Source organism: Bacillus basilensis (assembly GCF_050630465.1).
Lineage (GTDB): Bacteria > Bacillota > Bacilli > Bacillales > Bacillaceae_G > Bacillus_A > Bacillus_A basilensis.
On the sequence record NZ_JBNTQO010000004.1, the window covers coordinates 409,152 to 434,449 of the forward strand.

Sequence of the window (25,298 nt, forward strand, 5' to 3'; positions counted from 1 at the left end):
TTAGTAAGGAAAAACAGCAATATGAAACGTTTACAAAGGTTTATTTTTTAACAGAAAATTTTAATGAAATAGAAATATAAATATACAAAAAATATATTTGTGTGTATAATATGAATTATTAGAACATATATATATTTCTTTTTGTTTGAAAATGAAAGGGCTAACATTTTTGTGGAGGGTGGAAGTATGAAAAAAAAGATGCCAGTTTTTGTAGTATCAACAGTAGCGATGAGCATGATGTTAGGGGCATGTAGCTACCAAAAAGATGAGCCGCAAGCGAACGCAAAAGGGGATAGCGGGAAAAGCGGTGCGAAGCAAGTCATTAATCTAACAGAAGTGTCTGAAATTCCGACAATGGATACAACACTTGCCTCGGATGCTGCTTCTTCAAAAGTTATGAATAATACAATGGAAGGGCTATATCGACTTGGGAAAGGCGATAAGTTAGTTCCGGGGGTAGCGAAATCCCATACGAAATCTGAAGATGGTAAAAAATATACATTTAAATTGCGTGAAGACGCTAAATGGTCGAATGGTGATCCTGTAACAGCAAAAGATTTTGTATATGCATGGCAAAGAGCAGTTAACCCTGATACGGCAGCGAAATCAGGATATATTATGCTTGATGTGAAAAATGCAGAGAAAATTAATAAAAGAGAGCTATCACCGGATCAATTAGGTGTAAAAGCGATAGATGATTATACATTTGAAGTTGAATTGGATAATCCAGTTCCATATTTTCTTGATTTAACGGTGTACCCACTATTTTTCCCATTAAATGAGAAGTATATGAAAGAACAGGGAGAAAAATTTGGTTTGGAAGCAAATACAACTTTGTATAACGGTCCATTTGTATTAAATGAATGGAAACATGAACAAAGTTTCCGATTAAAGAAAAATCCAAGCTATTGGGATCAAAAAGAAGTGAAATTAGAAGAAGTTAATTTTAATGTTGTAAAAGATACAGGAGCAGCTGTTAATTTGTATAATACGAATGCGATTGACAGAGTTGGTTTATCTGCGGAATTAGTTGATAAGTATAAAGGGCAACAAGATTTTAAAACAATTAATGATCCAACTGTATTCTTCTTACGTTTTAATCAAAAAAATCCAGCTTTAGCTAACAAAAATATTCGTAAGGCTATTTCTAGTGCATACGATCGAGATGGTATTGGTGAGGTTATTTTAAACAACGGTTCTAAGGGAGCTTACGGTTTAGTACCATCTGATTTTGTTAAGGGACCAGATAAGCAGGATTTCAGAAAAGAAAATGGAAAACTTTCAAAAGTCGATGTGAAGGAAGCTAAAAAATTCTGGGAAGCAGGAAAGAAAGAATTAGGTAAAGATAAAATAGAAATAGAATTTTTAAACTTTGATAATGAAGAATCTAAGAAAATTGGTGAGTATGTAAAGGGAGAATTAGAAAAGAATTTACCGGGTCTAACAGTAACAATTAAGATGCAGCCATTTGCACAAAAATTAAAACTTGAAGATAGTGGACAGTTTGATATTTCATTTACTGGATGGGGACCTGATTTCCCTGATGCAATCACATTCCTTGATATGTTTATAACAGATGGTTCACAAAATAAAATGAGTTATTCTAATGCCCAGTATGATGACCTTATTAAAAAGGCAAAGCAAGAAGGTTCGGATGTAAAAGGACGTTGGAATGACCTGTTAAAAGCAGAAAAAATCTTATTTGAGGATGCAGCAATTGCACCAGTATTCCAACGTGGTAGATCTATATTAGAAAGAGAAACAATTAAAGATGTATATATCCACAAATATGGCGGCGAATTAAGCTTTAAGTGGGCATCTGTAGAAAAATAAAAAAAGCAGGCTAACCGCCTGCTTTTTTTAATACGTACGTTTCTTATAAATGCCTTTCCCGCCAACTTGATTCCAGCCGGATTGGACATCCAAGCTTTTATTAACAAACTTCATCTTTTCTTTTCCGCCAAAGAGTTTTTCACCGATGCTATTTGTAATGACACCAATCAATGCTGTTATTCCGATGATGAGGGCCGCAACAGTGACAAAATCAATAAAAAAAGCAATCATTTGCAAATTCCCCCTTTGCCTGTCTGTATTTTTATTGTATGAGATAAAAGATAAAAAAGAAAGAAATGTCAGAAAAATAATTGATTTATTTTAGAAATCGTATAGACATAAATGAGAATGTTTGTTAAAATGAGAACAAATGTTCTTTTTGATTCTCACTTATATAGTCTTACATTTCTTAATTGATTTATCAGGAAAAGGTAAGAAAACGTTCTCTTTTTCATAGGAAAGATTATGAGAAAATAATTATATATCACATGAAAAATCTATGAAAAGCAAGCGTTAAGAGGGTTGGAGATTAGTGTTAAAGAACAGTTAATGTAAGTGTGGTCATGTTACATAGCAGTGGAATACACGGAAGAGTTTTCTCAATTAGAAGGAAATTTACTGTATATTTCTTGCAAAATCTATTGTATAATGATTATAGAAGTTACTTATTAAAAGTAATTGTTGTTTGCTAAAAGTTGTTGCTTACATGAAATGCGATTTTTGCACTTTGTTTTAAGACAAGGTATCGCAAAAAATTGCTGGATTTAGAAATTTAAACTGTAATTAGTACAGAATTTGTACTCTTTAAGGAGAGTGAGCTTTGTATGGTAACATTATATAGTTCTCCAAGCTGTACGTCTTGTAGAAAGGCGAAGTTATGGCTAGAGGAAAATCATATTCCTTATACAGAACGTAATATTTTCTCAGATCCATTAACAATTGAGGAAATTAAAGAGATTTTACGTATGACAGAAAGCGGAACGGATGAGATTATTTCTACTCGTTCGAAAGTTTTCCAAGAATTAAATGTAAACTTAGAGTCTTTACCACTTCAAGATTTATATAAGATGATTCGTGACTATCCAGGGATTTTACGTCGTCCAATTATGATTGACGAGAAACGCCTTCAAGTAGGTTACAATGAAGACGAAATCCGCCGCTTCTTACCCCGTACAGTAAGAACGTTCCAATTGCGTGAAGCACAGCGTCTTGTAAATTAATTATAATAATATGAAAACCTTCTACCTATTATATAGTAGAAGGTTTTTTTTAATGTTTCACATTGCGTAATCGAACTTGTTGAACGATAAAGCCGATGCATAAAATGGTAAAAATAAACAAGTACGGAATGTTTGCAGTGAAACTCGGGTTGTTATGAAAAAAGGTTGCAAGTCGGTCTTCATGTGTGACCATTTTCCCTGCTGTATAGGAGAGAATCGCTGCCCCGCAATAAATGAGGAATGGAAAGCGTTCCATAAGTATTAAAATGAGTTTGCTGCCCCAAATAATAATCGGGATAGAAATGAGTAAGCCGATTATTACGAGTGAAAATCTTCCGTGAGCTGCTCCTGCAATGGCAATAACGTTGTCAAATCCCATAACGAGATCCGCGAATACTATTGTACGCACAGCTTGAAATAAAGTTGTTTTTCCTTGAATAGAAGAAAGATCGTTGCTATTATCAGTTAGTAAATTTACTGCAATTAATGTAAGTAAAACGCCCCCGGTCAGTTGCAGAAATGGAATGTCGAGTAAATAGACAGCTAGTATAGTAAGGACAATTCTTAGTACGATTGCTAAAAGAGTACCAATCAAAATGGCTTTATTTCGCTTTGGTTCAGGTAAATTTCGGCTAGCTAGTGCGATGACAATTGCGTTGTCACCACCTAATACAACATCGATACCGACAATCATTAGTACAGATGTTAAAAACTCTAAGTCCATTCGTCTGCCTCCATTTATGATGTTTTAATAAGCGAACTATATGTATGTTGTGAAGAGAGAGACTAAATAATCTTCTCTAATAACAGTTTCACTTTATTACAGTGTACGGGGGAAGGTGGAAATGTATGTCCAAATTTTTTATTAGTGAGAAATCGCTATAATGATATATTTGTGTAGATGGTTGAATAAAGGTAGGCATATAACTATTTTTGTAAAATAAATCGATTTTATTTCCATTCTGGAGAATCTTATCATAAAATGAGAGTACAAGAATCTATTGATTTGTCATATGAGTGGGGAATCCCTTCATAACAATTCTAAGCAGGAAGGGAGAGTTGTATTTTGGATATTGAAAGAATCAATGACCATACGATGAAATTTTTTATTACGTACATTGATATAGAGGACAGAGGGTTTAATCGTGAAGAGATTTGGTACGACCGCGAACGAAGTGAAGAGCTCTTTTGGGAGATGATGGACGAAGCTCGTGATCATGATGATTTCTTTATTGATGGGCCGTTATGGATTCAAGTGCAAGCAGTCGATAAAGGGATTGAAGTACTTGTCACGAAAGCAGAGCTTTCAAAGGATGGACAAAAGTTAGAACTACCGATAGGTGTAGATAAAATTATAGACATTCCTCTAGATGAAGGTATTGAATCATTATTCCAGCAAGAATTAGTGGAAGAGGTAGAAGAACAAGCAGGAACAAACTTTAACGAAGATGGTACGTTTGGCTTTTTAATTAAGTTTAATGATTTTGAAGATGTCATTTCATTAAGTCATCGTCTTATCTTTGAGGATATAAAAGATGAGCTATATTCATTTGAGAACCGCTATTATGTATATGTGGAATTCGATGAAGTGCTACATGATGAAGAAGAAATTGATCGTATTTTAAGTATTGTTTTAGAATACGGAGAAGAATCAACTTTAACAATTCATCGTGTAAGTGAGTATGGGAAACAAATTGTGAAAGAGCATGCGCTTGAAACAATTCGCAATAATTTTCCTGCTAAAACGTAGGCCGATTTCTGTAGTATGAAATCGGCTTTTTATATGAAGAATAGGAAAGCTTTCTTAGTAAGGAGGTAAGAGATGAAAAATACGTTAAAGTTGATTTTCTTTGTTTTACTATTGTTCGCATTATTTGTTTCGTTACGTATGTTTATTGATGTTGCATTTTATTCGGATGTAATTGGGATAAAAGATGTTTCGATTTTAGGTATTATTAGTATTTTATTTACGGTATCTGCATTTTTAATTGGCTGCGTTATTTTCTTAGAGAACCGTCATCCGTCTAAAACACTTACATGGCTCATTGTGTTAGGTATTTTTCCGGTATTTGGATTCTTCGCTTATTTATTATTTGGACAGAACTTTCGGAGGAAGAGAATGTTCCAAAAGAAGGCGCTGCTCGATGAACAAGCGTTTTTACAATATAAGGGGCATGAAGATTACGAAGAACGGATTTTGCGCAATCATAAGCATCAAGAGTTGTTATTTCGTTTAGCGGATCGCTTAGGCGCTTTAAATATTTCATTTCAAACTGAAACGAGAACATTAACAAATGGAGATGAAACGTTTCAGGCCATTTTAGATGGATTAAAACGAGCGAAACACCACATTCATATGGAATATTACATTGTGCGTGATGATAAGCTTGGAACAGAAATTAAAGATATTTTAATACAAAAATCAAAAGAAGGCGTAGTCGTTCGTTTTTTGTATGATGCGGTTGGTAGTTTTAAATTATCAAAATCGTATATTGCAGAATTAAACGATGCAGGTGTCGAAATGATTCCGTTCTTTCCTGTGCGCTTTCCGATTTTAAACGATAAGATTAATTATCGAAACCACCGGAAAATCGTTATTATTGATGGAAATGAAGGATTTGTAGGAGGTTTAAATATTGGTGATGAATATTTAGGGAAGGATAAGTACTTCGGCTTTTGGCGAGACACGCATTTATATTTGCGTGGTGAAGCTGTACAAAGTTTACAGCTTATTTTCCTTCAAGATTGGTTTTATATGACTGGTGAGGCTGTGCTAGCCCCTGAATATTTACAAGCGAAAGCAGTTGAGGGGGATCATTGGGGAGGTGTGCAGCTCGTTGGAGGTGGACCAGATAATAAATGGGAAACCATTAAACATTTATATTTTGCCATGATTGCTTCAGCGCGGAAATCCATTTGGATTGCGACGCCGTATTTCATTCCGGATGATGATATTTTATCCGCATTAAAGGTAGCGGCACTTGCTGGTATTGATGTTCGTTTGTTAATGCCGAGTAAGCCTGATAAGCGCACTGTCTTTTACGCATCGAGATCGTACTTCCCAGAGCTTTTAGATGCAGGGGTAAAGATATATGAATATGAAAAAGGTTTTCTCCATAGTAAAGTTGTCATTGTCGATTCTGATTTAGCTTCAATTGGGACAGCTAATATGGATATGAGAAGTTTTCATTTGAACTTTGAAGTAAATGCCTTTTTATATGATACAGATAGCATTCGAAAACTTGTTCAAGATTTTAAAGACGATTTAGAAGAATCCAGTGAAATTCATGTCGATCGTTTTCATAAAAGGCGTCTTCATAGACGAATTGTTGAATCAACGTATCGCCTATTATCGCCTTTATTATAAAAAGAGATGTCCGAAATTGGGACATCTCTTTTTTAAAGGAATTTGTAACAAATTGTAGAATATAAGGAGCTGAAAGGGTGTGATTCCGATATTTATCGCCAAAAGAGAAAACGGAGAAAAAATTCATCTACTCTATCATCATGATGAAGAGCTTTTACACCGTATGCGTAAAATGGAGAGCTTCTTTTGCATAGCTTGTGGGAAGGAAGTGCAAATGAAATTAGGGAAACAAAAAAAGTGGCATTTTGCTCATAAGAAAGTGGATTCATGTTTAGCATTTTATGAAGCAGAATCTATATATCATATGCATGGTAAAGAATTGTTATATAGGTGGTTCGAACAGCAAAATTTTCATGTAGATATAGAGCATTATCTTCCAGAGATTCAGCAACGACCAGATATTTTCATAGAGAGAGCAGGGAGAAAAATTGCGATTGAATACCAGTGTGCAAATCTTTCTATAGAGCAGTTGTACAAACGAACCTATTCGTATTGGCAAGTTGGTATACAGGTCATTTGGATCATTGGTGGAAATCAATTGAAAAAGCAATCTGCCTATTGGATGAAATTCTCCTCACTTATGGCTTTCTCCTTACAATCTTATCCTCAGCCACTTCTTATTTTCTTCTGTTCAAAACAAAAATCATTTATGAAATGCGCATTTATCACTTCATTTTCTACAAGCGTCTCTTTCTCGCATATTATATATTTACCAATTGAAACGACTACTTTTGAAATGCTCTTTTCTTCTGTTCCTTTCCAAAAGGAAATATTAGACCGAGAATGGAAGAAGCGAAAGGACTATTTTCGTCAAAACGCTCTGCCTATTTGGAATTATAATCATAAGTCATTATTACGCCTCTTATATCAATGTAAATGTACCCCAGCAAATTTTCCTTCTGAAATCGGTGTGCCGCTCCCGTCTTCATTTGCTTTTCAAACAAATCCATTTATATGGCAAGCTTTTCTATATATGAAGTGTGTAGGTGAGCTTATGGTAGGGGATTGCCTTTCCCTTCAATATGTGTGTAGTTATGTGAAAAAGTATACGAAAAGGTGCATGCTCCCGTACTTTTCACAGCATATATGGAAAGTGGCGGTTACTGAATATATGACATTTTTATGCTATACAGGTATATTGCAGAAAGTAGGGACTTATAAGTACCGAAAAATAAGGGGGATAACTATGTTAAAAACAGAGCAGGAAGTTATGAAATATGATGAAGTTTGCTTAGCGTATGCCTTATCTTTATTTGAGGCAAAGTACAACATGAGAGAAGGAAAAGGGGATATAATAAAGACTGATCCTGAAGGAATTACATAAGAAAAAATCGAATTGTATGTAAGTAGAGATATTTAAAGGAGGGCTTAAAGGATGTCTGAACAAAACACAGCAAAAACATTACCAGATCGCAACGAGATTGAAGAATCAAGTACGTGGCGATTAGAAGATATTTTCCAAACGGATGCAGAATGGGAAAAAGAATTTCAAGCTATTAAAGATTTATTACCGAAGTTAACTGAATTTAAAGGGAAACTTGGTGACTCTGCGAACAATTTACTTGAAGCATTGCAATATGAAGATGAAATTTCAATGCGATTAGGTAAGCTATATACATATGCACATATGCGTTACGATCAAGATACAACAAACTCTGTGTATCAAGCATTAAATGATCGCGCGACAAATTTATATTCACAAGTATCCAGTAGTACAGCATATATTGTGCCTGAAATTTTATCGATTTCAGAAGATACACTGCAAACATTCTTGAAAGAAAATAGAGACTTAAGTATATATGAACATGCATTAGAAGAAATTACGCGTCAACGCCCGCACGTATTATCTGAAGCAGAAGAGGCTCTATTAGCAGAAGCATCTGAAGTAATGAGTGCATCAAGTAATACATTTGGTATGTTGAATAATGCGGATTTGAAATTCCCATCTATTAAAGGTGAGGATGGAGAAGAAGTAGAAATTACACATGGTCGTTACATTCAGTTTTTAGAAAGTGATGATCGTCGTGTACGCGAAGATGCATTCAAAGCTGTATATGAAACGTACGGAAAATATAAGAACACATTTGCAAGTACGTTAAGCGGAGCGGTGAAGCGTAATAATTTCAATGCGCGCGTTCGCAAATACGATTCTGCACGTCAAGCTGCATTAAGTAATAATAATATTCCTGAAGCGGTGTATGATCAACTTGTTGAATCCGTAAATGATAATTTACACTTGCTACATCGTTACATTGATATTCGTAAGCGTGCACTAGGACTTGATGAGCTTCATATGTATGATTTATATACACCACTTGTACCAGAAGTGAAAATGAACGTGAAGTATGAAGAAGCACAAGACATGTTATTAAAGTCTTTAAACGTCCTTGGTGATGAGTATGTTGACATTTTAAAAGAAGCATATGAAAATCGCTGGGTAGATGTGTATGAGAATAAAGGAAAGCGAAGCGGAGCATATTCATCTGGTGCATATGGAACAAATCCGTATATTTTAATGAACTGGCATGATAATGTAAATAATTTATTTACGCTTGCTCATGAGTTTGGTCATTCCGTGCATAGTTACTATACAAGAAAAACGCAGCCGCACGTATACGGTGATTATTCAATCTTCGTTGCGGAAGTAGCATCAACTTGTAATGAAGCGTTACTAAACGATTATTTATTAAAAACGACAGAAGATAAGAAAGAGCGTCTATACTTATTAAATCATTATTTAGAAGGATTCCGTGGTACTGTATTCCGTCAAACGATGTTCGCAGAGTTTGAGCATATTATTCATAAGAAAGTACAAGAGGGGCATGCGGTTACGCCAGACATGTTAACGGAGATCTACTATGGTTTAAATAAGAAATATTTCGGTGATGCTTTAGTAATCGATGAAGAAATTGGTTTAGAGTGGTCTCGTATTCCGCACTTCTACTATAATTATTACGTATACCAATACGCAACAGGATTTAGTGCTGCAACGGCTCTATCTAAACAAATTTTAGAAGAAGGGCAACCAGCAGTAGAACGTTACATTAATGAGTTCTTAAAAGCAGGAAGCTCGGATTATCCAATTGAAGTGCTGAAAAAGGCTGGAGTAGATATGGCATCTCCAGAACCGGTAAAAGAAGCACTACAAGTATTTGAAGAGAAATTAAATGAATTAGAAGCATTATTATTTGAAGAGAAGTAATAAAAAGACGAGGGATTTACCTCGTCTTTTTGTTTGGATGTTATTTTGTCGATATTTGTCGAGGGAATAAAACGAATTTCCTTCTTTTTTCTAAATTAGAAGGCAGTTTTGCAGTTGGTTTTTGTAGTTAAAACCCTTTAAAGCGTTTTTTATGGTTGAAATAAGAGAGAGCGATGACAATGACTCCAAATAAAAGAGGGAAGGCGATAATTTTAGGGAAAGCTTGTAGTAGAGAGAGGATGTACAAGAAAAAAGAAACGATGATAGCTAGTAAAATTAGTAAAATATACGTTTTTTTCATACAGAACACCTCCAAAAGAGCTTTTTTATAGCTTATTCAGAAATGAAAACGTTTAGAATGTGACAAAAGTGTGAAATTCGACAAAAGGGGTTGTCATCTGACGTCGAATCTTGTAATATAATAAGCGTGAACGAATTCACATACAAACATATACCCCTTTGTTTGAACGTGAAAATTTCTCCCATCCCCTTTAATATTTTTATAAGCCGTAAAGAAAAAGACCTGGTGTTTACACCAGGTCTTTTTCTTTTGCTATCCATTTCCAATAACGCTCACATTTTACGTCAATCATTTGTACTTTTCGTTTCAGTTGTAATTTTTTTAGTTCACGCTCGATCTCTTGCTGCGAACAGTCGTATATAAATGCAACTTCTTTTGAAGATATAAATTGTGTTGCTTCTAGTAACACTTCTAAAGGCGGTAATGGTTCTGGCCCGATTTCACATTTTACAAGTTCTTTTAATAATTGTACGTATACATCATAGGAATAAGTTCCAGCGATTTTAATACCTTCTTCATCTGAATTCGCATGAAAAAATACGAGAGAAGGTATTTCGGTAATATGCATCTCATTTGTGAATTTCAAGTCACATTGGAAAGCTTTTTTTGCGCTGGCGGAATATAGGTCTTTTTTAAATTCCTCTACATCAATGTCGCTATCTTTTGCACATGCAAGTAATAATTCGCAGTCTGGGTTTGATACATTTTCAAGGAAAATGTATTCTTGGAGTTTTCGCAAAAACTTCGAACCTGCTTTTCGACCCTGTAACTCCGCTGCCTTAATTGCCATCGAAACTAAATATGGTGTTGATGATGCCTCTTGCATATGTACTTTTCCATCACATGAAAAACCTTGTAAACTTGTCGTCTTTTCCCACACAAATCGAATATTAGCAGGTTTATTCCATTTGTGTGAGGAAGCGTTCGTTCCGTCCACTTTTCCAGTTACAATATGACGAATAGAGAAGTATCTCCCATATTCAAGCCATAGTTTAATAATAAAGGGTTCAATTTCCCAGCAATCTTTACAAAGTGGATCAATAAATAAATATGCTTCTACAGACTTATGCTCACATGCGGAAGGAGATGGCATATTGATATGCTTTGCTTCCTGTTTATCCATTATATTTCACCTGTTTCGTTTGGAGTATTAACCATATGCTGAGCAGTTAATGCTAAACGTTCAAAAACGAACTCTCTTATATGACCGTGCACTCCTGTGTCATCCATTGCTTGCTCCATGCATGATAGCCAAGCCTCTGCTCGTTTTGGCGTAATCTCAAACGGAAGATGGCGTGCTCTTAACATAGGATGACCATGTTCTTCAGTGTACAAATTAGGACCACCTAAATATTGTGTTAAAAATTGTTTCTGCTTCCTAGCGGTTTCTGTTAAATCATCCGGGAAGATGGGAGATAGGTCAGGGTGCTTACTGACATAGGAATAAAATGTGTCTACTAATATTGCAATGCATTGTTCACCGCCAATTGCTTCAAATGGTGTCATCGGTTGCTTGCTCATCCTTTATAAACTCCTTTTTCCATGAAATGTATATCTATTGTAGCAATGGAATGTTAGGGAGGGCAAATAAACAGCCTTCATAACATTCTTTGCTTATTCTACAGATGTAAAAGAATCTTTTCTTTTTTAAAGTGAGATGTATCCACTAGTAGAACGTATTCACTAGTGGAATTTTCACTTTAGCGTGCTTTGTTTTGTTTGGCAAGGAAAAAGCGTTTTACTTTATTATTTGTATGACGGATTGGTATGTCGTGTTGCTTTAATAAATGAATAAATGCAGCTTTTCCTGTTTCTTCATCTTGCACTTCAAATTCAATTTCATAATCATCGTGATTGTAATAGAAACTATGATCAAAGACAAGCGTTCCGTCTTCAAATAACGTTTCAGCTCTTTCAGTTGTTAAACTACCCATATAAGCTAAAGTAGAAACAGGAATTTGTAGTTTGCGTAGTTGATCCATTACAGCCCCTGAAATAATTACGTTTGTTTCCATCATCATTCTTGCTTCGTCTTCTGTTACGACTTGATGCGTTTCCAACAAGCCAACTTCTGCAGGTTGTTTCAATGTTAATGTATAAGTTTCTTCTTTATGACGAATACGAAGTGCAGAGCCAGCTTCTTTTAACGAGAAGTTCGGTGTTTCAAAGTAGTGATTCACTTGTTTCGTAAATACCTCAATAGAAAACGATTTACATAATGTAACGAATTCTTCTTCTGTAACTATATTTTTAAATTCAATTTCAATTTCTTGTTTCATTGTATGCACTCCCTTTGATAAATAATTCTTTACACATTATCGCTTTTTCACAAATTTGGTTCAATGTTTTATTTGTTTGCGTCCATGTTATGATACAATAATACTGTTAAGTAAGACAGGAAGTTGAGATGGAGGAGTTAGAGCATGCAAAATAAAATCCAAGTTAAGAGCGTAGAAAAGAGAGAGAATGCTCTTATTTTTTGTGCGGAAAATAGTGAAATAGAGGTAAAGGAGTTAAGTACGCGTAATCACGTACTTGTAGACTCAGACAATTTATCATTTTTATATATCTTAGAAAACGAATCATCTTTCATTTATGTAAGTATTCCGCACACATGCTGGGAAGCAATGCATGAAGCGATGAATAACGATGTGGTAATGTTCGTTCGCGTAAATGACATTGAAATGGAATTAGAAGGATTAAAAGAAGAAGTAGAATATTTAGTTGAAAATATTGAAGGTAATGCAAATTATGGAGAAGAATTAGTAACTGCTGTAGAAAAGGTATTTCTATAAGCAAATGGATTGATTTTGGTGGTGGTTGAAATGAATCGAAATTGGGAAGAATTTTTAGCACCTTACCATCAAGCGGTGGCAGAGCTGAAAGTGAAACTAAAAGGAATGCGTACTCAATTTGCAATGTTAACAGAGCATTCTCCAATTGAGTTTGTAACAGGAAGGGTAAAGTCGGTTGCGAGTATTATTGATAAAGCGGAGAAGAGAAATGTACCGTTAGACCGGCTGAGAGAAGATATGCAAGACATCGCGGGTCTTCGAATGATGTGTCAATTTGTTGACGAAATTAAGCCTGTTGTAGAATATCTTCGAAAACGAAATGACTTTGAAATCGTGGAAGAACGTGATTATGTCACGCAAAAGAAAGATAGCGGTTATCGTTCTTATCACGTTGTTATTAGTTATCCTGTTCAAACGATTCAAGGAGAACAAAAAGTATTGGTAGAAATCCAAATACGCACGTTAGCAATGAACTTTTGGGCAACAATTGAGCATTCTTTAAATTATAAATATAGTGGACGTTTTCCTGAAGATATTAAAATACGCTTGCAACGTGCAGCGGAAGCAGCATTTTTATTAGATGAAGAAATGTCTTCTATCCGTCTTGAAATTCAAGAAGCGCAGAAAGCTTTTTCAAGAAAGCAAGAAACGAAAGATTCCGAATCATAAACTAAAGGGTGTTGGGCGATGAAATTTACAATTATGTCAAAGGGAGATCAATCATCAGATACACTGGCAAGCACGATGAAAGAATACTTGCTAGATTTTGGATTTATAATGGATGAACAGGAACCCGATATTGTAATTTCTGTTGGAGGAGATGGAACGCTTTTGTATGCGTTTCATCGTTATTATAATCGATTAGATGAAACAGCATTTGTTGGCGTACATACAGGGCACTTAGGTTTCTATGCAGATTGGTTACCGACAGAAGTAGAGAAATTAGTAATTGCAATTGCTAAAACGCCATTCCAAGTGGTGGAATACCCGCTTTTAGAAGTGATTATTCGCTATGTGAATGGGAGTAAAGAGTCACAGTATTTGGCGATGAATGAAGCGACTGTAAAAAGTGCAGAAGGTACATTAGTAACAGAAGTGGAAATACGCGGAGAGTACTTTGAAACGTTCCGCGGGGATGGCCTTTGTATTTCTACCCCTTCAGGAAGTACTGCGTATAATAAAGCGCTTGGTGGAGCGATTATTCACCCTTCTATTGAAGCGATTCAAATTGCAGAAATGGCATCTATTAATAACCGTGTGTTTCGTACGGTAGGTTCGCCGCTTGTACTGCCAAAGCATCATACATGTGTGTTGAAGCCTGCTGCAGGAATGAACTTACAAATTACGGTGGACCATTTAACGATGGTTCATCAAGATGTGAAATCAATTCAGTATCGCGTTGCAAACGAGAAAGTACGATTTGTTCGTTTCCGTCCATTCCCGTTCTGGAAACGAGTTCGTGACTCGTTTGTTGCAGATAAATAGAAAGGGTTTATATATTTGAACAGATTTACATTGAAATGGGATATAGAATCGGCTGAAGAGGGAACTTTAGTTAGAGAATTTTTAAAAACAAAAGGGATTTCTAAAGCCGCATTAACGGATATAAAGTTTCGCGGCGGAGCTATTGAAGTAAATAGTCAACATACGAGTGTCCGTCATCAGTTGCAAGTTGGTGAAGAATTACGTGTCTTTTTTCCGGTGGAGGAAAGAAGTGAAGGGATGATTGCAGAGGATATCCCTTTATGTATTGTATATGAAGATGATGCAGTTCTTGTCATTAATAAAGAGACGAACATGTCAACGATTCCGTCTAGAGAACATCCATCAGGAAGTGTTGCGAATGCGCTCTTATCTCATTATGATAAACAGCATCTTGCAAGCACGGTGCATATTGTAACAAGATTAGATCGTGACACTTCAGGGCTTATGCTTATTGCAAAAAATCGTTTCGTACATCACCTTTTATCGAAACAGCATCAACAAAAAGCTGTGAAAAGAACGTATGAAGCAATCGTTCATGGGGAGATGATAGAACGAGAAGGGACGATTGATGCACCGATTGGACGAAAATCGGATAGCATTATTGAGCGAAAGGTTTGTGAAGATGGGCAAAGAGCAGTTACTCATTTTAGAGTAATTGATAGTGCGAATCATAAGACACATGTATCGCTTGAGCTTGATACAGGAAGAACGCATCAAATTCGTGTGCATATGGCGCATATAGGGCATCCGTTACTTGGCGATAATTTATATGGTGGAAAAAGGGATGAAATGAAACGACAAGCACTTCATAGTACATCTTTGACGTTTTATCATCCTATTTTAGAGAAGGAAATGTCTTTCGCTACAACGATTCCAAGTGATATGCAAGAGGTATTAAAGCATGATTAAAAAGGGAACAAAATTCTTCTGTAATGAAGAATTTTGTTCCCTTTTTTCTTAGCGGAATAATATTAAAATTTGATTTTCACCCGTGCGCTTTATAACGAAAAAACCACTTTCGGATTTTGTAGCAATGCCATCGTCATTTGGGCGGCAATATCCATGGGTTTCGCAAGTGCCGTCATCACGTACTAACATTTGTCCAATTAATCCGACAGGAAGCCACTCGGTACGATCTTTCCTTGCTATATATTTGCAAGCTGGATCCCATTTTGTATTTAAAAGAGGTTGTATGTCTTGCGATTCCGAATGTACATATTGGCGTTTTCCAAAGTCATCTGTTTTGTAGCGCTTTTGCCAACTTAAAGCACCGCTATTTCCTATAAGAGCGGGGGTTGCACTAGATATACCTAAAATGAATGAATCATTTGAAGTAGCGATTCGAATTTTTTCTTCGCTACTAAATGTAACGAAATAACCGACATCAATAAGAGTATTGTCTGCTGTTTCAAACATTTGTGCAAAATCGGTTCCGCTTGCATTATAAGAAGCGCCATCAATATACATTTCTCCATTATGAGCAAGCCACTTTGCACCGATATTATGATCGGTTTCATTTGATCCGTTTGCAATAAACCAAGAATATGATTCTTCTGCTGTGCCGAAGCGTCCCATAATATGGCTACCTGCAAAATGAGCTGTTGATGTATGATTACCTTCCGCATGAGAAGAGAATCCGTTAGCGATAGTAGCGGTTCCTTCTGCATGTGCTGCTTCGCCTAAAGCGATTGTATGTTTACCTTCCGCATGAGAATAAGAGCCACCTGCTATCGTTTCACTTCCTTCACTATGGGAACTATGTCCAGTTGCTTTTGTTTTTGATCCTTCTGAATGGGAGAAAGAAGCTTTTGCGTGTGTAAGAAGCCCTTCTGCATGTGAAGCTGTACCCTCTGCATTAGAGTGAAGTCCTTCTGCATGTGCATACCGTCCCCCTTTTTTTACTTTTGTATTTTCAGGTGTAGGGGTTTGAATTATGATAGTTTTTTCTGTTTGTATATCATTGGATGGTGCTAATGCTTCTTTTATTTTCTTCACTTGATTTATAATAGCAGCTGGAATTTCTGATTCCGCTTTTTTATTTATTGCTACAGGGATGTTTTCTTCTGTATTTTTCTCTGTTTGTTCAGAAGATACAATCTGTTCATTATGAGTAGGAAGAGAGTGGTTTTTTTGCTGCATCTTTGTTTTTTTATTATCAATTATGCGGCTCATTACAGCATTTTCTAAAGAGACATATTTTGGTCTAGCTTTGTTTTTGGGGGAAGCTTCTTGTCCTTCCAATTCTTCTAAAGCTGCAGCTCGAATGCTGCACCAGTTGTTAATTCCGTACATGGGCAGATAAAAAGGCGGGCATTTTCTTTTTTGTTTAGAAGATTTTTTCTTCATTCTGTCACCTCCTGCGACAGTATATGCCGTGTAATGAAAAAAAGATGCACTTTATTGCATCTTTTTTTCATTACTTTACCTAGTTTTTATATGAGAGCCGCCTAAATGGTACGATAATCCCTCGTAATTTATGGATGGTACGTAAATAAGAGGTGTTATGAAATTGGGCGGAATTTCTCAGGGACAAAAGGCAGGGAGGAAGGGACGGAAACGGTCTCCATTTCGGGATAACGTAGCCCGGTTAGTTTGCCACCAAATACAGCGCCAGTGTCAATATTGACTGTATGATTTACAAAGCGAGGTTCTTTTACGGGTGTATGTCCATATACAATCCAAGCTTGTCCTTTATATTCCTTCGCCCAGTCGCGACGGACAGGTGAGCCGTCAGCATGTTTTTCTCCTGTAATATCGCCATATAATACAAAGGTTTGTACTTTTTTATCTTGTCTTCCTATATAATCTTGCCGAATTCCGGCGTGACATACAAGTAACCTTTTCTCATCGAGTACGTGATATAAAGGGGATTGCTCGTAAAGTGTGATGAATTTTTCTTTTATAATGTTTTGTTTATGAGAAGGCAGTGCTTCATATTCAGCAACAGTTGTTTCGAGTCCATGAGCGATTGTTACATTACGCCCAAGGAAAAATCGGTATAGTTTATTACAGTGATTTCCCGGAGCGTAATAAGCTACTTTTTTATTTATGACAAGTTCCCATACAATTTCAATCATACGTAATGAATGAGGGCCTCGATCAGTAATATCACCAACAAACGCAATTTGGCGTTGATCAGGGTGAATTGGCAGGTCACTATTCCAGTTATATCCGAGTTTCGTCGTTAAATCTTGAAACTCTTGGAAGCATCCATGTATATCCCCTATAATGTCATATTTCATATTTAAACCTCCATCATATTTTTCATTAGTATATCTAAAAAAGGATAGAGATAAAAATATACCGTTTTTGTACGTCAGTTGAACATAAAGATTTTCGTTCTTGAGCGAACGTTTAAAACAAATCCAATCGCTATCATGTATGTGAGTAAGGAACTTCCTCCGTAGCTCATAAGGGGTAATGTGATTCCTGTAATAGGCAGTAATCCGATGGTCATCCCGATATTTTGGAATACTTGAAAAGTAAACATTCCGATTGTACCAGCACAGATGTAACTACCGAAAGGGTCATTACTTTCTAAAGCGATATGAATCATACGGAAAATAAGTAGGAAAAAAAGTGCAATAATGACACTTGCGCCTAAAAAGCCGAATTGTTCAGCGACATTAGTGAAAATAAAATCTGTATGTGGTTCTGGAAAGTATACTTGTCCATTTTCCCAACCTTTTCCTTGCATTTCCCCTGATCCAGTAGCTAAGAAAGCTTGTCTTAATTGATAGCCTTGCGCATCATATTTGTAGGGCGCTAACCAGCCGTAGAAGCGATTTAGTTGATATTCTTGTAAAATGTGTGCTTTAAAGAATTTTGTATGAGTAAAAAAAATATACGTTAATGTAACGCCAGTTGCAAAAATACCGGAAACTAATCCGAAAATAAAACGCCAACGTATACCAGAAACTAGTATCATTGCTGCGAGCATAGCTGAAATTACCATCGTGTTTCCTAAATCAGGCTCCTTTGCAATAAGTAGTAGTGGTGGCAAACTTGTTGCGCATATTTTGCCGAGCAATAAAAAATCATCGTGTATTGTCCGGCAAAAATATTTCTCATTGTGATTTGCTATAATTCGTCCGGTGACGATAATTAAAAACAATTTCATAATTTCAGAAGGCTGGAAATTTCCGATACCTGGGAGCCTGTACCAAGCGGTTGCACCTTTAATTGTAATGGCACCTGGTACTTGAAGTTCTAGTCCAATAAGTAGTACCAATGCAAAGCTATATAAATACCAAGCAATTTTTTGATAACGATCGAAATCAATAATCATAATCATACCAATGGCTATAAATCCAATGAAGTACCATTGGATTTGCTTTAATACAAAATTTACATTTTGCAAAAATGTTGGTAAAGAGGCTTGTGCACTTGCAATTGCAAAGCAACTAACAATCCCAATGGCAAATAAGATGAATAGTAATACGTAGTCTATTTGATATTGAGAATTTGGATCTTTCAATGTATGTATTCCTTTCTATCGCCTAGTAAGTGTATGAATCATGTCATGATAAAAATAATATACAAGCAGACTATGCATACATTTATTCCACTATTTGTGGGAAGCCATACATCACAAAGAAGGAATAGCTCCTTCCTTGTGATGGACTATATGGCACGGAGTTCTTTTGTAATTATATTTAAACAATAGGAAAGACGTGTATGTGTATTTATATCTGGAATGAGGTTCGGAAATAGATTGTAATATTTGAACGCATTTTTATACCATCCGTAAGCTCTTATCAAACCCTTTTTATAATGTTTAGGGTCTTGTAAGAAACCATACTTTTTTGAGGTTAAAACGAGATGAGAAAAATCTTCACAGCCTTCAAGGAATTTGTGACGTACTTGCTGTCCAGTATGAACGCGGAAGGAACTTAAAGGCTCAGTGATATACATCGCATCACCTTTTGAAAGTAAATTGATCCAAGAGGCCATATCAACACTACAACCATATTTTCTGCCATTTAAAGTGCCGAAAGGTTCTGTTAATAGACTTTTTCTAAAGAGTACGATTGTAGGTTCGCCGATAATATTTTGTCCCGCTAAAAGCATACGGTTTCCAAAATCTTTCCCATTTAGTAGAGTATTTTCATCATATAATTTTTTCATGGAGGGGTGTTGTTCAATTATATCTCCATCATCATTGATCCAAGTACGATAGGATGTGATAAGTGCAAGATTTTTATTTAAGTCTTGTTGGAAATAAAACATCATTTTTTCAATTTTATTATTATAAAATATATCATCGTCCATTAAGAAATTTATGTACTCTCCATTTGAATGTTCTAAGAGCGTAAGGGCGTTATGAAATTGTCCTAAAGTAGAGGGATTTCGAATGTACGTTATATGTTTATGCTTATGTAAATAATCTCTGTATATTAATTTTTCTGTTTCATTATTTGTGCTATCGTCTCCTACAATAATTTCAATATTTGAATACGTTTGTGCTAATGCACTTTCTAGAGCAATTTTAAAATAATGTGGTCGATTATAGGTGGGAATAAGGATGGAAACGAGAGGTGGATTTTTTATAGTATCCATATACAACTACCTTTCAGAAATTTTTTGTGTAAGAATAATATCTTGATAACTGGTGTGTTCAGTTCTGCCACACCATGAACCATAATGGGGAGGAGTCTGTACTTCTAGCCCATATTTATTTAATAGAGTACGAATATCTTCCTCAGGATAGGCAACTGCGAAATTCGGGATATCTTTATTTAGAACATAACAATTGTCAATTTGATGATAAAAACCTAACGTACTTAGTCCTGCATTTAAGTAATAGGAAGATTCAGGATTAATTAAAAAGAAAGTAATAAAACATCTCCCATCTTTTTTCAGAACTCGTGCAATCTCGCATACGTAATGTTCTAATTCTTTCGGAAGGAGATGGGTAAATACAGACGTTAAAAAAATAAAATCGAATGATTCATCTTCATATGGAAACTTGTATTGGGAAGCATCTTCTTTTCCATCGGGATTGTAGAATTGATTATATATATCGACATGTTCAAAATGGAAGTTGTTACGTCGTGTTGAAATGTTATTTTTGCACCATGTAATTCCCTTATTAAATAAGTCAAATCCATAATAAGTACCATCATCGCTTAAATAGTTCATTAATGGAACCGCCATCCGGCCGATACCACAGCCTATATCTAACACTGTTTCATTTGATTTTAAATTGCCAATTTCAATAAAATACTGCATAAACTCTTTTCCAACTTCTTCAAAGTCACCACCTACATATTGAACGAGTTCTGGAGGTGGAATTAATGTGATTTTTTTCTCATTTTCGTTCATACATTCACTCCGTCCTTGTAGTAAAGTAAGAGATTTTTATTGCATATATAAGTTAATTATTTATAGTGAGGGGAACTTTACACGATTGGTTCTTACGAATCAGTAGTGTGATAGAACCCCTCAAAAGAATAAAATTGTATTCTATTCTTTTCGCCAATAAATACCGAAATCATCAATTTGAGTCATAGGAGCTTTTATGTTTCTTTCGCTTCTGAAATCTGTTACAGCCTCTGCGCATGTTATCAATCCATAATCATCAATAATAATAAAGCCACCTGTTGAAACTTTATCATATAAATTTACAAGACTATCCATCGTTGATTCATACATATCACCGTCAAGGCGAGCAATTGCAATTTTTTCTACCGGTGCTGAAGGCAGTGTGTCTTTAAACCAACCCTTTAAAAATTTCACCTGATCATTTAATAAATCGTATTTTTTAAAATTTTCTTGTACTGTTTCTAAAGAAACTCGTAAGTAATCGAATGTGTGCAAATAATCACCATAATCTTTTGGATATTGTTCTAAGTTAGGTGCGGGCAGACCTTCAAATGAATCGGCAACCCATACAGTACGATCCTTAATGTTGTTTGCTTGTAAAAATCCATTCATAAAAATGCATGATCCTCCGCGCCATACACCAGTTTCAATAAAATCGCCTTCTATATTTTCCCTGACTACAGTTTCCATAGCCTCTTGTAATTGATTCATACGCTTTCGACCAACCATACTGTGTGCAGCTCTTGGCCAATCCTTGCCACCTTGACGCTCATTGTTTGAAACGTTAGGATTAACGATTTTTAAATTGTGATTTTCTACATACTGCTTAAGAAATAAAGGAAGTGGAACCGTAACTGGTTCATATGATAGTTCTTTAGATATATGTAACGAAGCAGGTAAGTATGGTTCGTATTCTAACCATATTTCAAATAAAATTGTTTTCTTTAGTAACTCAAGATAAAGCTGGACAGCCGATTTATTTTCCATATAAGTGCCTCCTGCGGAATGTCATACAACATTATGACTATGTAGAAAAGGAAGATTTAATGATTGAATTTAAAAATGAAAAAGCAGTAAAACTGATATCAGTTTTACTGCTAAGTAAAAAATTAAGCAACTTTTTCAATAATAATAGATGCACTCGTACCAAGAGCTAATGATAGCCCAAGCCCTGTAACAATTACTTCAACTAATGATGGAGTTGTCGTAATTTGCGTAATTGCTTGAATAACGATAGGTGCTCCAAGTGAGATTAAACTTGATCCAGTACCTGGTACAGGTACTCCATTCACTTGGATTGTAAGACCTCCTAATGCACTGACTGTTGCAGTATTAGCGATAACAGTAATTTTATAGAATCCAGTTTCACTAATTACGAAAGTATCAGCATCTAATTGAGAAATTGCTGTACCAAACTGAGATCCAACAGTATTAAATGGTAGTGGATCATTAATTCCTAGATCTAAAGAAATTCCACCGGAGTTAAATGCATATAATCCTGCTGGAAGTCCTAGTCCGGATGGCCCAGTTGGTCCAGTCGGTCCAGTTGGCCCAGTCGGTCCGGTAGCACCAGTTGGTCCAGTAGCGCCAGTGTCACCAGTTGGCCCAGTTGGTCCAGTAGCACCAGTGTCACCAGTTGGCCCAGTCGGTCCAGTAGCACCAGTGTCACCAGTTGGCCCAGTTGGTCCAGTAGCACCAGTGTCACCAGTTGGCCCAGTTGGTCCAGTAGCACCAGTGTCACCAGTCGGTCCAGTCGGTCCAGTCGGTCCAGTTGGCCCAGTTGGTCCAGTTGGCCCAGTTGGTCCAGTCGGCCCAGTTGGTACAGTTGGCCCAGTCGGCCCAGTTGGTCCAGTCGGCCCAGTTGGTCCGGTAGGAAGGGTAAACGGTGGTATTGGTGGTAATGTTGGTCCTACAAGATTAGGGTCAAATGCACTAGCTGATAAAGATTCATCGGGATTCAATCCATCTGAATAATTATTATTTGACATAAATTCACCTCCATAAAGCGTTCATTATATAGTAGATGCAAAACCGGAAGAAAATGACACGGACATTTGAATTATTGAAAAGAAATCTTAAACTGCTTGTGCAAGTTAAAAAAGTGGAAAGTTTATTGTATGTATAACATATGATTGATTTGGAAGAGGGTGATTATGTTGAACAAGCAAGGAATTACAATTAGTTTATGTATGATTGTTCGGGATGAGGAAGATACAATAGGTCGATGTTTAGATGCAGTCGAAAAAATTGTTGATGAAATTATTATAGTTGATACAGGTTCTATTGATCGAACGAAAGAAATTGTAGCTCAATATACCTCTAACATATATGACTTTCCATGGATTAATGATTTTGCGGCAGCGAGAAATTTTTCTTTTTCAAAAGCAACACAAGAGTATATATTGTGGCTAGATGCAGATGACGTATTATTAGAAGATGCTCAAGAAGCATTGAAACTCTTGAAAAGAGAATTAGATCCTAAAATTGATGCTGTTTCGATGCCTTATCATCTTGCAATGGATTCTAACGGAAAACCTTTATATTGTACAAAAAGAAATCGACTTGTAAAGCGTGAAAAACAATTTCAATGGTATGGAAAGGTTCATGAGTATTTAGCTATTTCTGGTGAAACTTTTAGTAGTAATGTTGCTATTACACATAAAAAAGAGAAAAAGGTAACAAATCGTAATTTGAAAATTTTTCAAAATGCTGTAGCTGCAGGAGAAGAATTGAGTCCGAGAGATTTATTTTATTACGCAAATGAATCTATGGATAACCAAAAATATGATGATGCAGTTATGCTATATGAAACATTTCTTAATCAAGACGAAGGATGGTACGAAGAGAAAATTTATGCATGTGGTAAGTTAGGAGATTGCTATGCAAAGCTTGGATCATGGGAAAAGGCAGTTGAATCTTGCGTGAAGTCGTTTCGATATGATGTTCCTAGAGGAGAGAATTGTACAAGAATAGGATATATATATATGGAACAACAAAAATATAACGAAGCGATATTTTGGTTTAAACTTGCAACAGAAGTACCAATGGCAACGGAGAGTCCATTTCATAGTCCAGCGAGCTACACATGGCTTCCCTATTTACAAATGTGTATTTGTTATAGCAAGTTAGGAGAGCAAGACAAAGCTTATTATTACAACGAATTAGCAGCTGCTTATGTTCCAAATAATGCTGCAATCGAATATAACCGCAAATATTTTCGGGATGTTTTTGATAAACAATATAAAGTGTAATAAGTTTCGTTTTGTTAGAAATGGTTTATCGTTATTCTAACTCTAATAGATTGGTTATATATTAGTGTATCAGTAATGGAACCAATATTAGGTGAATGAGATTTATATTTCAAATTCAATTTGCATAAGGAGTGTGTAAAATGAATCGTGAAAAAAGTTCTCTATATGAAGAAAAGTCCGAGCATTATTACAATGCAGCGAATCCGAATTTATTAAAGCACATAAAAAAGGAATGGAAAGAAGTTCTTGATATTGGTTGCTCGGGCGGTGCATTGGGAGCAGCTATAAAAGAAAATGGCACACGTGTATCTGGAATTGAGGCATTCCCAGAGGCGGCAGAAAAAGCAAAAGAAAGACTTGATCATGTGATTTTAGGGGATATAGAAAAAATAGTTCTTCCTTATGAGGAGGAGCAATTTGATTGCGTCATATTTGGGGATGTATTAGAGCATTTATTTGATCCTTGGGCTGTAATAGAAAAAGTAAAGCCATATATAAAAGAAAATGGTGTAATTTTAGCAAGTATACCAAACGTTGCTCATATTTCAGTATTAGCGCCGTTACTTGCTGGGAATTGGACGTATACAGAATATGGTTTATTAGATAAAACGCATATTCGTTTCTTTACATTTAATGAAATGCTCCGAATGTTTTTAAAAGCAGGATATTCGATTAGTAAAGTAGATCGTGTATATATTGATCATAAAATGTATGAACCGTTAATTGAGGAGTTATATGGAATTTGTAAGAAATATCGTCTTGGAAGTGGCTTCATGGCTGAGACGGTCGTATTTCAGTATATTATTGAAGCAGAAAAATCGCAGTTATGAGTGCTGCTGAAAAAACAATATTATTTGTTACGTGTATAAATGATCGGAAAATGTATGCACAGTGCGTGCGGCATATATTGAGATTGGGAGTGCCTCCAGGATATATTGTACAATTTATGCCAATTCGGAATGCGAAAAGTATGACGAGCGGATATAATCAAGCGCTTTCGCATCCAGCGAAATATAAAGTATATATACACCAAGATGTTTTCATTATGAATGTGGCATTTTTATATGGATTACTTCAATTATTTAACGAACATGAACATCTTGGAATGATTGGAATGATTGGAGCCCAATATGTTCCTCCAAACGGGATATGGAATGAAGGCAGAGGAGTTGTTGGGAAAGTAATTGGTTATATGAACGATTTATTTTATATGGCAACTCAAGAACAGCCGTACCATGAGTCAAAAACATTTATGCCTGTGGAATGTATCGACGGTTTATTGATGGCAACGCAATACGATATTCCGTGGCGAGAAGACTTGTTTGATGGATTTGACTATTATGATGTATCTCAGTCATTTGAATTTAGAAAAGCTGGCTATACAGTTGGGGTTCCTGTACAACGTGATGCGTGGTGCATCCACTATCATATTGATGTGAATATGACCAACTATGACAAGTATAGAAAGATATTTGTGGAGAACTATATGTCAGATGTAAATCAAGACGAATAGAGGGGCT

The 25,298-nt window shown here is 35.8% G+C and carries 26 protein-coding genes; 13 read left to right on the forward strand and 13 right to left on the reverse strand.

Annotated elements, in window-relative coordinates; translation table 11 throughout:
• The first annotated feature begins 186 nt into the window (after positions 1-186).
• Positions 187-1,833 carry a peptide ABC transporter substrate-binding protein gene (locus ACQVV1_RS11450; RefSeq protein ID WP_199677680.1) on the forward strand — a complete coding sequence of 549 codons (1,647 nt, stop codon included), beginning with the start codon at positions 187-189 and terminating at the stop codon, positions 1,831-1,833.
• 27 nt (positions 1,834-1,860) lie between these two features.
• Here ACQVV1_RS11450 and ACQVV1_RS11455 read toward each other — a convergent pair whose 3' ends face one another.
• On the reverse strand, positions 1,861-2,064 hold the full coding sequence (locus ACQVV1_RS11455; RefSeq protein ID WP_000559978.1) for a hypothetical protein: 204 nt from the start codon (positions 2,062-2,064) through the stop codon (positions 1,861-1,863).
• Between the two features lie 593 nt (positions 2,065-2,657).
• Here ACQVV1_RS11455 and spx point away from each other — a divergent pair.
• Positions 2,658-3,053 carry a transcriptional regulator Spx gene (gene spx, locus ACQVV1_RS11460; RefSeq protein WP_000258267.1) on the forward strand — a complete coding sequence of 132 codons (396 nt, stop codon included), beginning with the start codon at positions 2,658-2,660 and terminating at the stop codon, positions 3,051-3,053.
• 49 nt (positions 3,054-3,102) lie between these two features.
• On the opposite strand, the gene ACQVV1_RS11465 is transcribed toward spx, so the two are convergent.
• Positions 3,103-3,777, reverse strand: a complete 675-nt coding sequence (locus ACQVV1_RS11465) for a TerC family protein (RefSeq protein WP_242250971.1) — start codon at positions 3,775-3,777, stop codon at positions 3,103-3,105.
• A 342-nt stretch (positions 3,778-4,119) separates the two neighbouring features.
• Between ACQVV1_RS11465 and mecA the strand changes: the two genes are divergently transcribed.
• The 4 genes from mecA (at position 4,120) to pepF (ending at position 9,622) form a co-directional block, all read left to right on the forward strand.
• Positions 4,120-4,803, forward strand: a complete 684-nt coding sequence (mecA, locus tag ACQVV1_RS11470; protein WP_000350711.1) for an adaptor protein MecA — start codon at positions 4,120-4,122, stop codon at positions 4,801-4,803.
• Between the two features lie 72 nt (positions 4,804-4,875).
• Complete coding sequence (locus ACQVV1_RS11475; protein WP_063224608.1) at positions 4,876-6,420, forward strand: cardiolipin synthase; 1,545 nt, start codon at positions 4,876-4,878, stop codon at positions 6,418-6,420.
• A gap of 79 nt (positions 6,421-6,499) precedes the next feature.
• Positions 6,500-7,744: a competence protein CoiA gene (locus tag ACQVV1_RS11480; protein WP_431168888.1), complete on the forward strand. Its 1,245-nt coding sequence runs from the start codon at positions 6,500-6,502 to the stop codon at positions 7,742-7,744.
• A 51-nt stretch (positions 7,745-7,795) separates the two neighbouring features.
• Positions 7,796-9,622 carry an oligoendopeptidase F gene (pepF, locus tag ACQVV1_RS11485; protein ID WP_063224606.1) on the forward strand — a complete coding sequence of 609 codons (1,827 nt, stop codon included), beginning with the start codon at positions 7,796-7,798 and terminating at the stop codon, positions 9,620-9,622.
• Between the two features lie 127 nt (positions 9,623-9,749).
• On the opposite strand, the gene ACQVV1_RS11490 is transcribed toward pepF, so the two are convergent.
• The 4 genes from ACQVV1_RS11490 to ACQVV1_RS11505 all read right to left on the reverse strand — a co-directional run bounded on the left by ACQVV1_RS11490 (position 9,750) and on the right by ACQVV1_RS11505 (position 12,202).
• The gene (locus ACQVV1_RS11490; RefSeq protein ID WP_080468697.1) at positions 9,750-9,923 is read right to left on the reverse strand and encodes a hypothetical protein; all 174 of its coding nucleotides are present in this window, start codon (positions 9,921-9,923) and stop codon (positions 9,750-9,752) included.
• A gap of 229 nt (positions 9,924-10,152) precedes the next feature.
• Complete coding sequence (locus ACQVV1_RS11495; protein ID WP_431168889.1) at positions 10,153-11,046, reverse strand: ClpXP adapter SpxH family protein; 894 nt, start codon at positions 11,044-11,046, stop codon at positions 10,153-10,155.
• Positions 11,046-11,444 carry a globin domain-containing protein gene (locus tag ACQVV1_RS11500; protein ID WP_000043381.1) on the reverse strand — a complete coding sequence of 133 codons (399 nt, stop codon included), beginning with the start codon at positions 11,442-11,444 and terminating at the stop codon, positions 11,046-11,048. The genes ACQVV1_RS11495 and ACQVV1_RS11500 overlap by 1 nt, the downstream gene beginning before the upstream one ends.
• 179 nt (positions 11,445-11,623) lie before the next feature.
• Positions 11,624-12,202, reverse strand: a complete 579-nt coding sequence (locus ACQVV1_RS11505) for a CYTH domain-containing protein (protein WP_063224604.1) — start codon at positions 12,200-12,202, stop codon at positions 11,624-11,626.
• Between the two features lie 144 nt (positions 12,203-12,346).
• Between ACQVV1_RS11505 and ACQVV1_RS11510 the strand changes: the two genes are divergently transcribed.
• From ACQVV1_RS11510 to ACQVV1_RS11525, 4 genes are read left to right on the forward strand one after another with little or no spacing between them, the layout of a single operon-like run.
• A complete protein-coding gene (locus ACQVV1_RS11510; RefSeq protein ID WP_048564983.1) occupies positions 12,347-12,718 on the forward strand; it encodes a UPF0738 family protein in 372 nt (123 codons plus the stop codon).
• 30 nt (positions 12,719-12,748) lie between these two features.
• Positions 12,749-13,387 carry a GTP diphosphokinase gene (gene yjbM, locus ACQVV1_RS11515; protein ID WP_001081482.1) on the forward strand — a complete coding sequence of 213 codons (639 nt, stop codon included), beginning with the start codon at positions 12,749-12,751 and terminating at the stop codon, positions 13,385-13,387.
• Between the two features lie 18 nt (positions 13,388-13,405).
• On the forward strand, positions 13,406-14,203 hold the full coding sequence (locus ACQVV1_RS11520) for an NAD kinase (protein WP_000673195.1): 798 nt from the start codon (positions 13,406-13,408) through the stop codon (positions 14,201-14,203).
• 15 nt (positions 14,204-14,218) lie between these two features.
• Positions 14,219-15,112 (forward strand): RluA family pseudouridine synthase, encoded by an 894-nt coding sequence (locus tag ACQVV1_RS11525; protein ID WP_309259846.1) that lies wholly within the window; start codon positions 14,219-14,221, stop codon positions 15,110-15,112.
• A gap of 48 nt (positions 15,113-15,160) precedes the next feature.
• On the opposite strand, the gene ACQVV1_RS11530 is transcribed toward ACQVV1_RS11525, so the two are convergent.
• The 7 genes from ACQVV1_RS11530 to ACQVV1_RS11560 form a co-directional block, all read right to left on the reverse strand.
• Positions 15,161-16,549: a peptidase G2 autoproteolytic cleavage domain-containing protein gene (locus ACQVV1_RS11530; RefSeq protein WP_431168890.1), complete on the reverse strand. Its 1,389-nt coding sequence runs from the start codon at positions 16,547-16,549 to the stop codon at positions 15,161-15,163.
• A 155-nt stretch (positions 16,550-16,704) separates the two neighbouring features.
• Positions 16,705-17,445 (reverse strand): bis(5'-nucleosyl)-tetraphosphatase PrpE, encoded by a 741-nt coding sequence (gene prpE / locus ACQVV1_RS11535; RefSeq protein WP_098555427.1) that lies wholly within the window; start codon positions 17,443-17,445, stop codon positions 16,705-16,707.
• Positions 17,446-17,519: 74 nt separating this feature from the next.
• A complete protein-coding gene (locus ACQVV1_RS11540; RefSeq protein ID WP_431168891.1) occupies positions 17,520-18,680 on the reverse strand; it encodes an FtsW/RodA/SpoVE family cell cycle protein in 1,161 nt (386 codons plus the stop codon).
• Positions 18,681-18,826: 146 nt separating this feature from the next.
• Entirely contained in the window at positions 18,827-19,762 is a 936-nt protein-coding gene (locus tag ACQVV1_RS11545) for a glycosyltransferase family 2 protein (protein ID WP_063224599.1), read from the reverse strand.
• A gap of 6 nt (positions 19,763-19,768) precedes the next feature.
• Complete coding sequence (locus ACQVV1_RS11550; RefSeq protein WP_242250979.1) at positions 19,769-20,527, reverse strand: class I SAM-dependent methyltransferase; 759 nt, start codon at positions 20,525-20,527, stop codon at positions 19,769-19,771.
• A 141-nt stretch (positions 20,528-20,668) separates the two neighbouring features.
• Positions 20,669-21,514, reverse strand: coding sequence for a TylF/MycF family methyltransferase (locus ACQVV1_RS11555; protein ID WP_060629959.1), 846 nt, complete (start codon positions 21,512-21,514; stop codon positions 20,669-20,671).
• 122 nt (positions 21,515-21,636) lie between these two features.
• A complete protein-coding gene (locus ACQVV1_RS11560) occupies positions 21,637-22,515 on the reverse strand; it encodes a BclA C-terminal domain-containing protein (protein ID WP_242250980.1) in 879 nt (292 codons plus the stop codon).
• Positions 22,516-22,680: 165 nt separating this feature from the next.
• On the opposite strand from ACQVV1_RS11560, the gene ACQVV1_RS11565 reads away from it, so the two are divergent.
• The 3 genes from ACQVV1_RS11565 to ACQVV1_RS11575 all read left to right on the forward strand — a co-directional run bounded on the left by ACQVV1_RS11565 (position 22,681) and on the right by ACQVV1_RS11575 (position 25,291).
• On the forward strand, positions 22,681-23,778 hold the full coding sequence (locus ACQVV1_RS11565; RefSeq protein WP_212957553.1) for a glycosyltransferase: 1,098 nt from the start codon (positions 22,681-22,683) through the stop codon (positions 23,776-23,778).
• A 140-nt stretch (positions 23,779-23,918) separates the two neighbouring features.
• Positions 23,919-24,608 carry a class I SAM-dependent methyltransferase gene (locus tag ACQVV1_RS11570; RefSeq protein WP_431168892.1) on the forward strand — a complete coding sequence of 230 codons (690 nt, stop codon included), beginning with the start codon at positions 23,919-23,921 and terminating at the stop codon, positions 24,606-24,608.
• The gene (locus ACQVV1_RS11575) at positions 24,605-25,291 is read left to right on the forward strand and encodes a glycosyltransferase family protein (protein ID WP_001271201.1); all 687 of its coding nucleotides are present in this window, start codon (positions 24,605-24,607) and stop codon (positions 25,289-25,291) included. Before ACQVV1_RS11570 ends, ACQVV1_RS11575 begins: the two co-directional genes overlap by 4 nt.
• Positions 25,292-25,298 lie beyond the last annotated feature (7 nt).

What these genes read in the sequence shown, in the direction of transcription:
- ACQVV1_RS11455 (WP_000559978.1), bottom strand. Translation starts at nt 2,064, where the DNA reads ATGATTGCTTTTTTTATTGATTTTGTCACTGTTGCGGCCCTCATCATC.
- ACQVV1_RS11510 (WP_048564983.1), top strand. Translation starts at nt 12,347, where the DNA reads ATGCAAAATAAAATCCAAGTTAAGAGCGTAGAAAAGAGAGAGAATGCT.
- pepF (WP_063224606.1), top strand. Translation starts at nt 7,796, where the DNA reads ATGTCTGAACAAAACACAGCAAAAACATTACCAGATCGCAACGAGATT.
- ACQVV1_RS11475 (WP_063224608.1), top strand. Translation starts at nt 4,876, where the DNA reads ATGAAAAATACGTTAAAGTTGATTTTCTTTGTTTTACTATTGTTCGCA.
- ACQVV1_RS11565 (WP_212957553.1), top strand. Translation starts at nt 22,681, where the DNA reads ATGTTGAACAAGCAAGGAATTACAATTAGTTTATGTATGATTGTTCGG.
- ACQVV1_RS11575 (WP_001271201.1), top strand. Translation starts at nt 24,605, where the DNA reads ATGAGTGCTGCTGAAAAAACAATATTATTTGTTACGTGTATAAATGAT.
- ACQVV1_RS11545 (WP_063224599.1), bottom strand. Translation starts at nt 19,762, where the DNA reads ATGGATACTATAAAAAATCCACCTCTCGTTTCCATCCTTATTCCCACC.
- ACQVV1_RS11555 (WP_060629959.1), bottom strand. Translation starts at nt 21,514, where the DNA reads ATGGAAAATAAATCGGCTGTCCAGCTTTATCTTGAGTTACTAAAGAAA.
- ACQVV1_RS11465 (WP_242250971.1), bottom strand. Translation starts at nt 3,777, where the DNA reads ATGGACTTAGAGTTTTTAACATCTGTACTAATGATTGTCGGTATCGAT.
- ACQVV1_RS11450 (WP_199677680.1), top strand. Translation starts at nt 187, where the DNA reads ATGAAAAAAAAGATGCCAGTTTTTGTAGTATCAACAGTAGCGATGAGC.
- ACQVV1_RS11530 (WP_431168890.1), bottom strand. Translation starts at nt 16,549, where the DNA reads ATGAAGAAAAAATCTTCTAAACAAAAAAGAAAATGCCCGCCTTTTTAT.
- ACQVV1_RS11505 (WP_063224604.1), bottom strand. Translation starts at nt 12,202, where the DNA reads ATGAAACAAGAAATTGAAATTGAATTTAAAAATATAGTTACAGAAGAA.
- ACQVV1_RS11560 (WP_242250980.1), bottom strand. Translation starts at nt 22,515, where the DNA reads ATGTCAAATAATAATTATTCAGATGGATTGAATCCCGATGAATCTTTA.
- ACQVV1_RS11490 (WP_080468697.1), bottom strand. Translation starts at nt 9,923, where the DNA reads ATGAAAAAAACGTATATTTTACTAATTTTACTAGCTATCATCGTTTCT.
- ACQVV1_RS11520 (WP_000673195.1), top strand. Translation starts at nt 13,406, where the DNA reads ATGAAATTTACAATTATGTCAAAGGGAGATCAATCATCAGATACACTG.
- ACQVV1_RS11500 (WP_000043381.1), bottom strand. Translation starts at nt 11,444, where the DNA reads ATGAGCAAGCAACCGATGACACCATTTGAAGCAATTGGCGGTGAACAA.
- yjbM (WP_001081482.1), top strand. Translation starts at nt 12,749, where the DNA reads ATGAATCGAAATTGGGAAGAATTTTTAGCACCTTACCATCAAGCGGTG.
- spx (WP_000258267.1), top strand. Translation starts at nt 2,658, where the DNA reads ATGGTAACATTATATAGTTCTCCAAGCTGTACGTCTTGTAGAAAGGCG.
- prpE (WP_098555427.1), bottom strand. Translation starts at nt 17,445, where the DNA reads ATGAAATATGACATTATAGGGGATATACATGGATGCTTCCAAGAGTTT.
- ACQVV1_RS11570 (WP_431168892.1), top strand. Translation starts at nt 23,919, where the DNA reads ATGAATCGTGAAAAAAGTTCTCTATATGAAGAAAAGTCCGAGCATTAT.
- ACQVV1_RS11550 (WP_242250979.1), bottom strand. Translation starts at nt 20,527, where the DNA reads ATGAACGAAAATGAGAAAAAAATCACATTAATTCCACCTCCAGAACTC.
- ACQVV1_RS11495 (WP_431168889.1), bottom strand. Translation starts at nt 11,046, where the DNA reads ATGGATAAACAGGAAGCAAAGCATATCAATATGCCATCTCCTTCCGCA.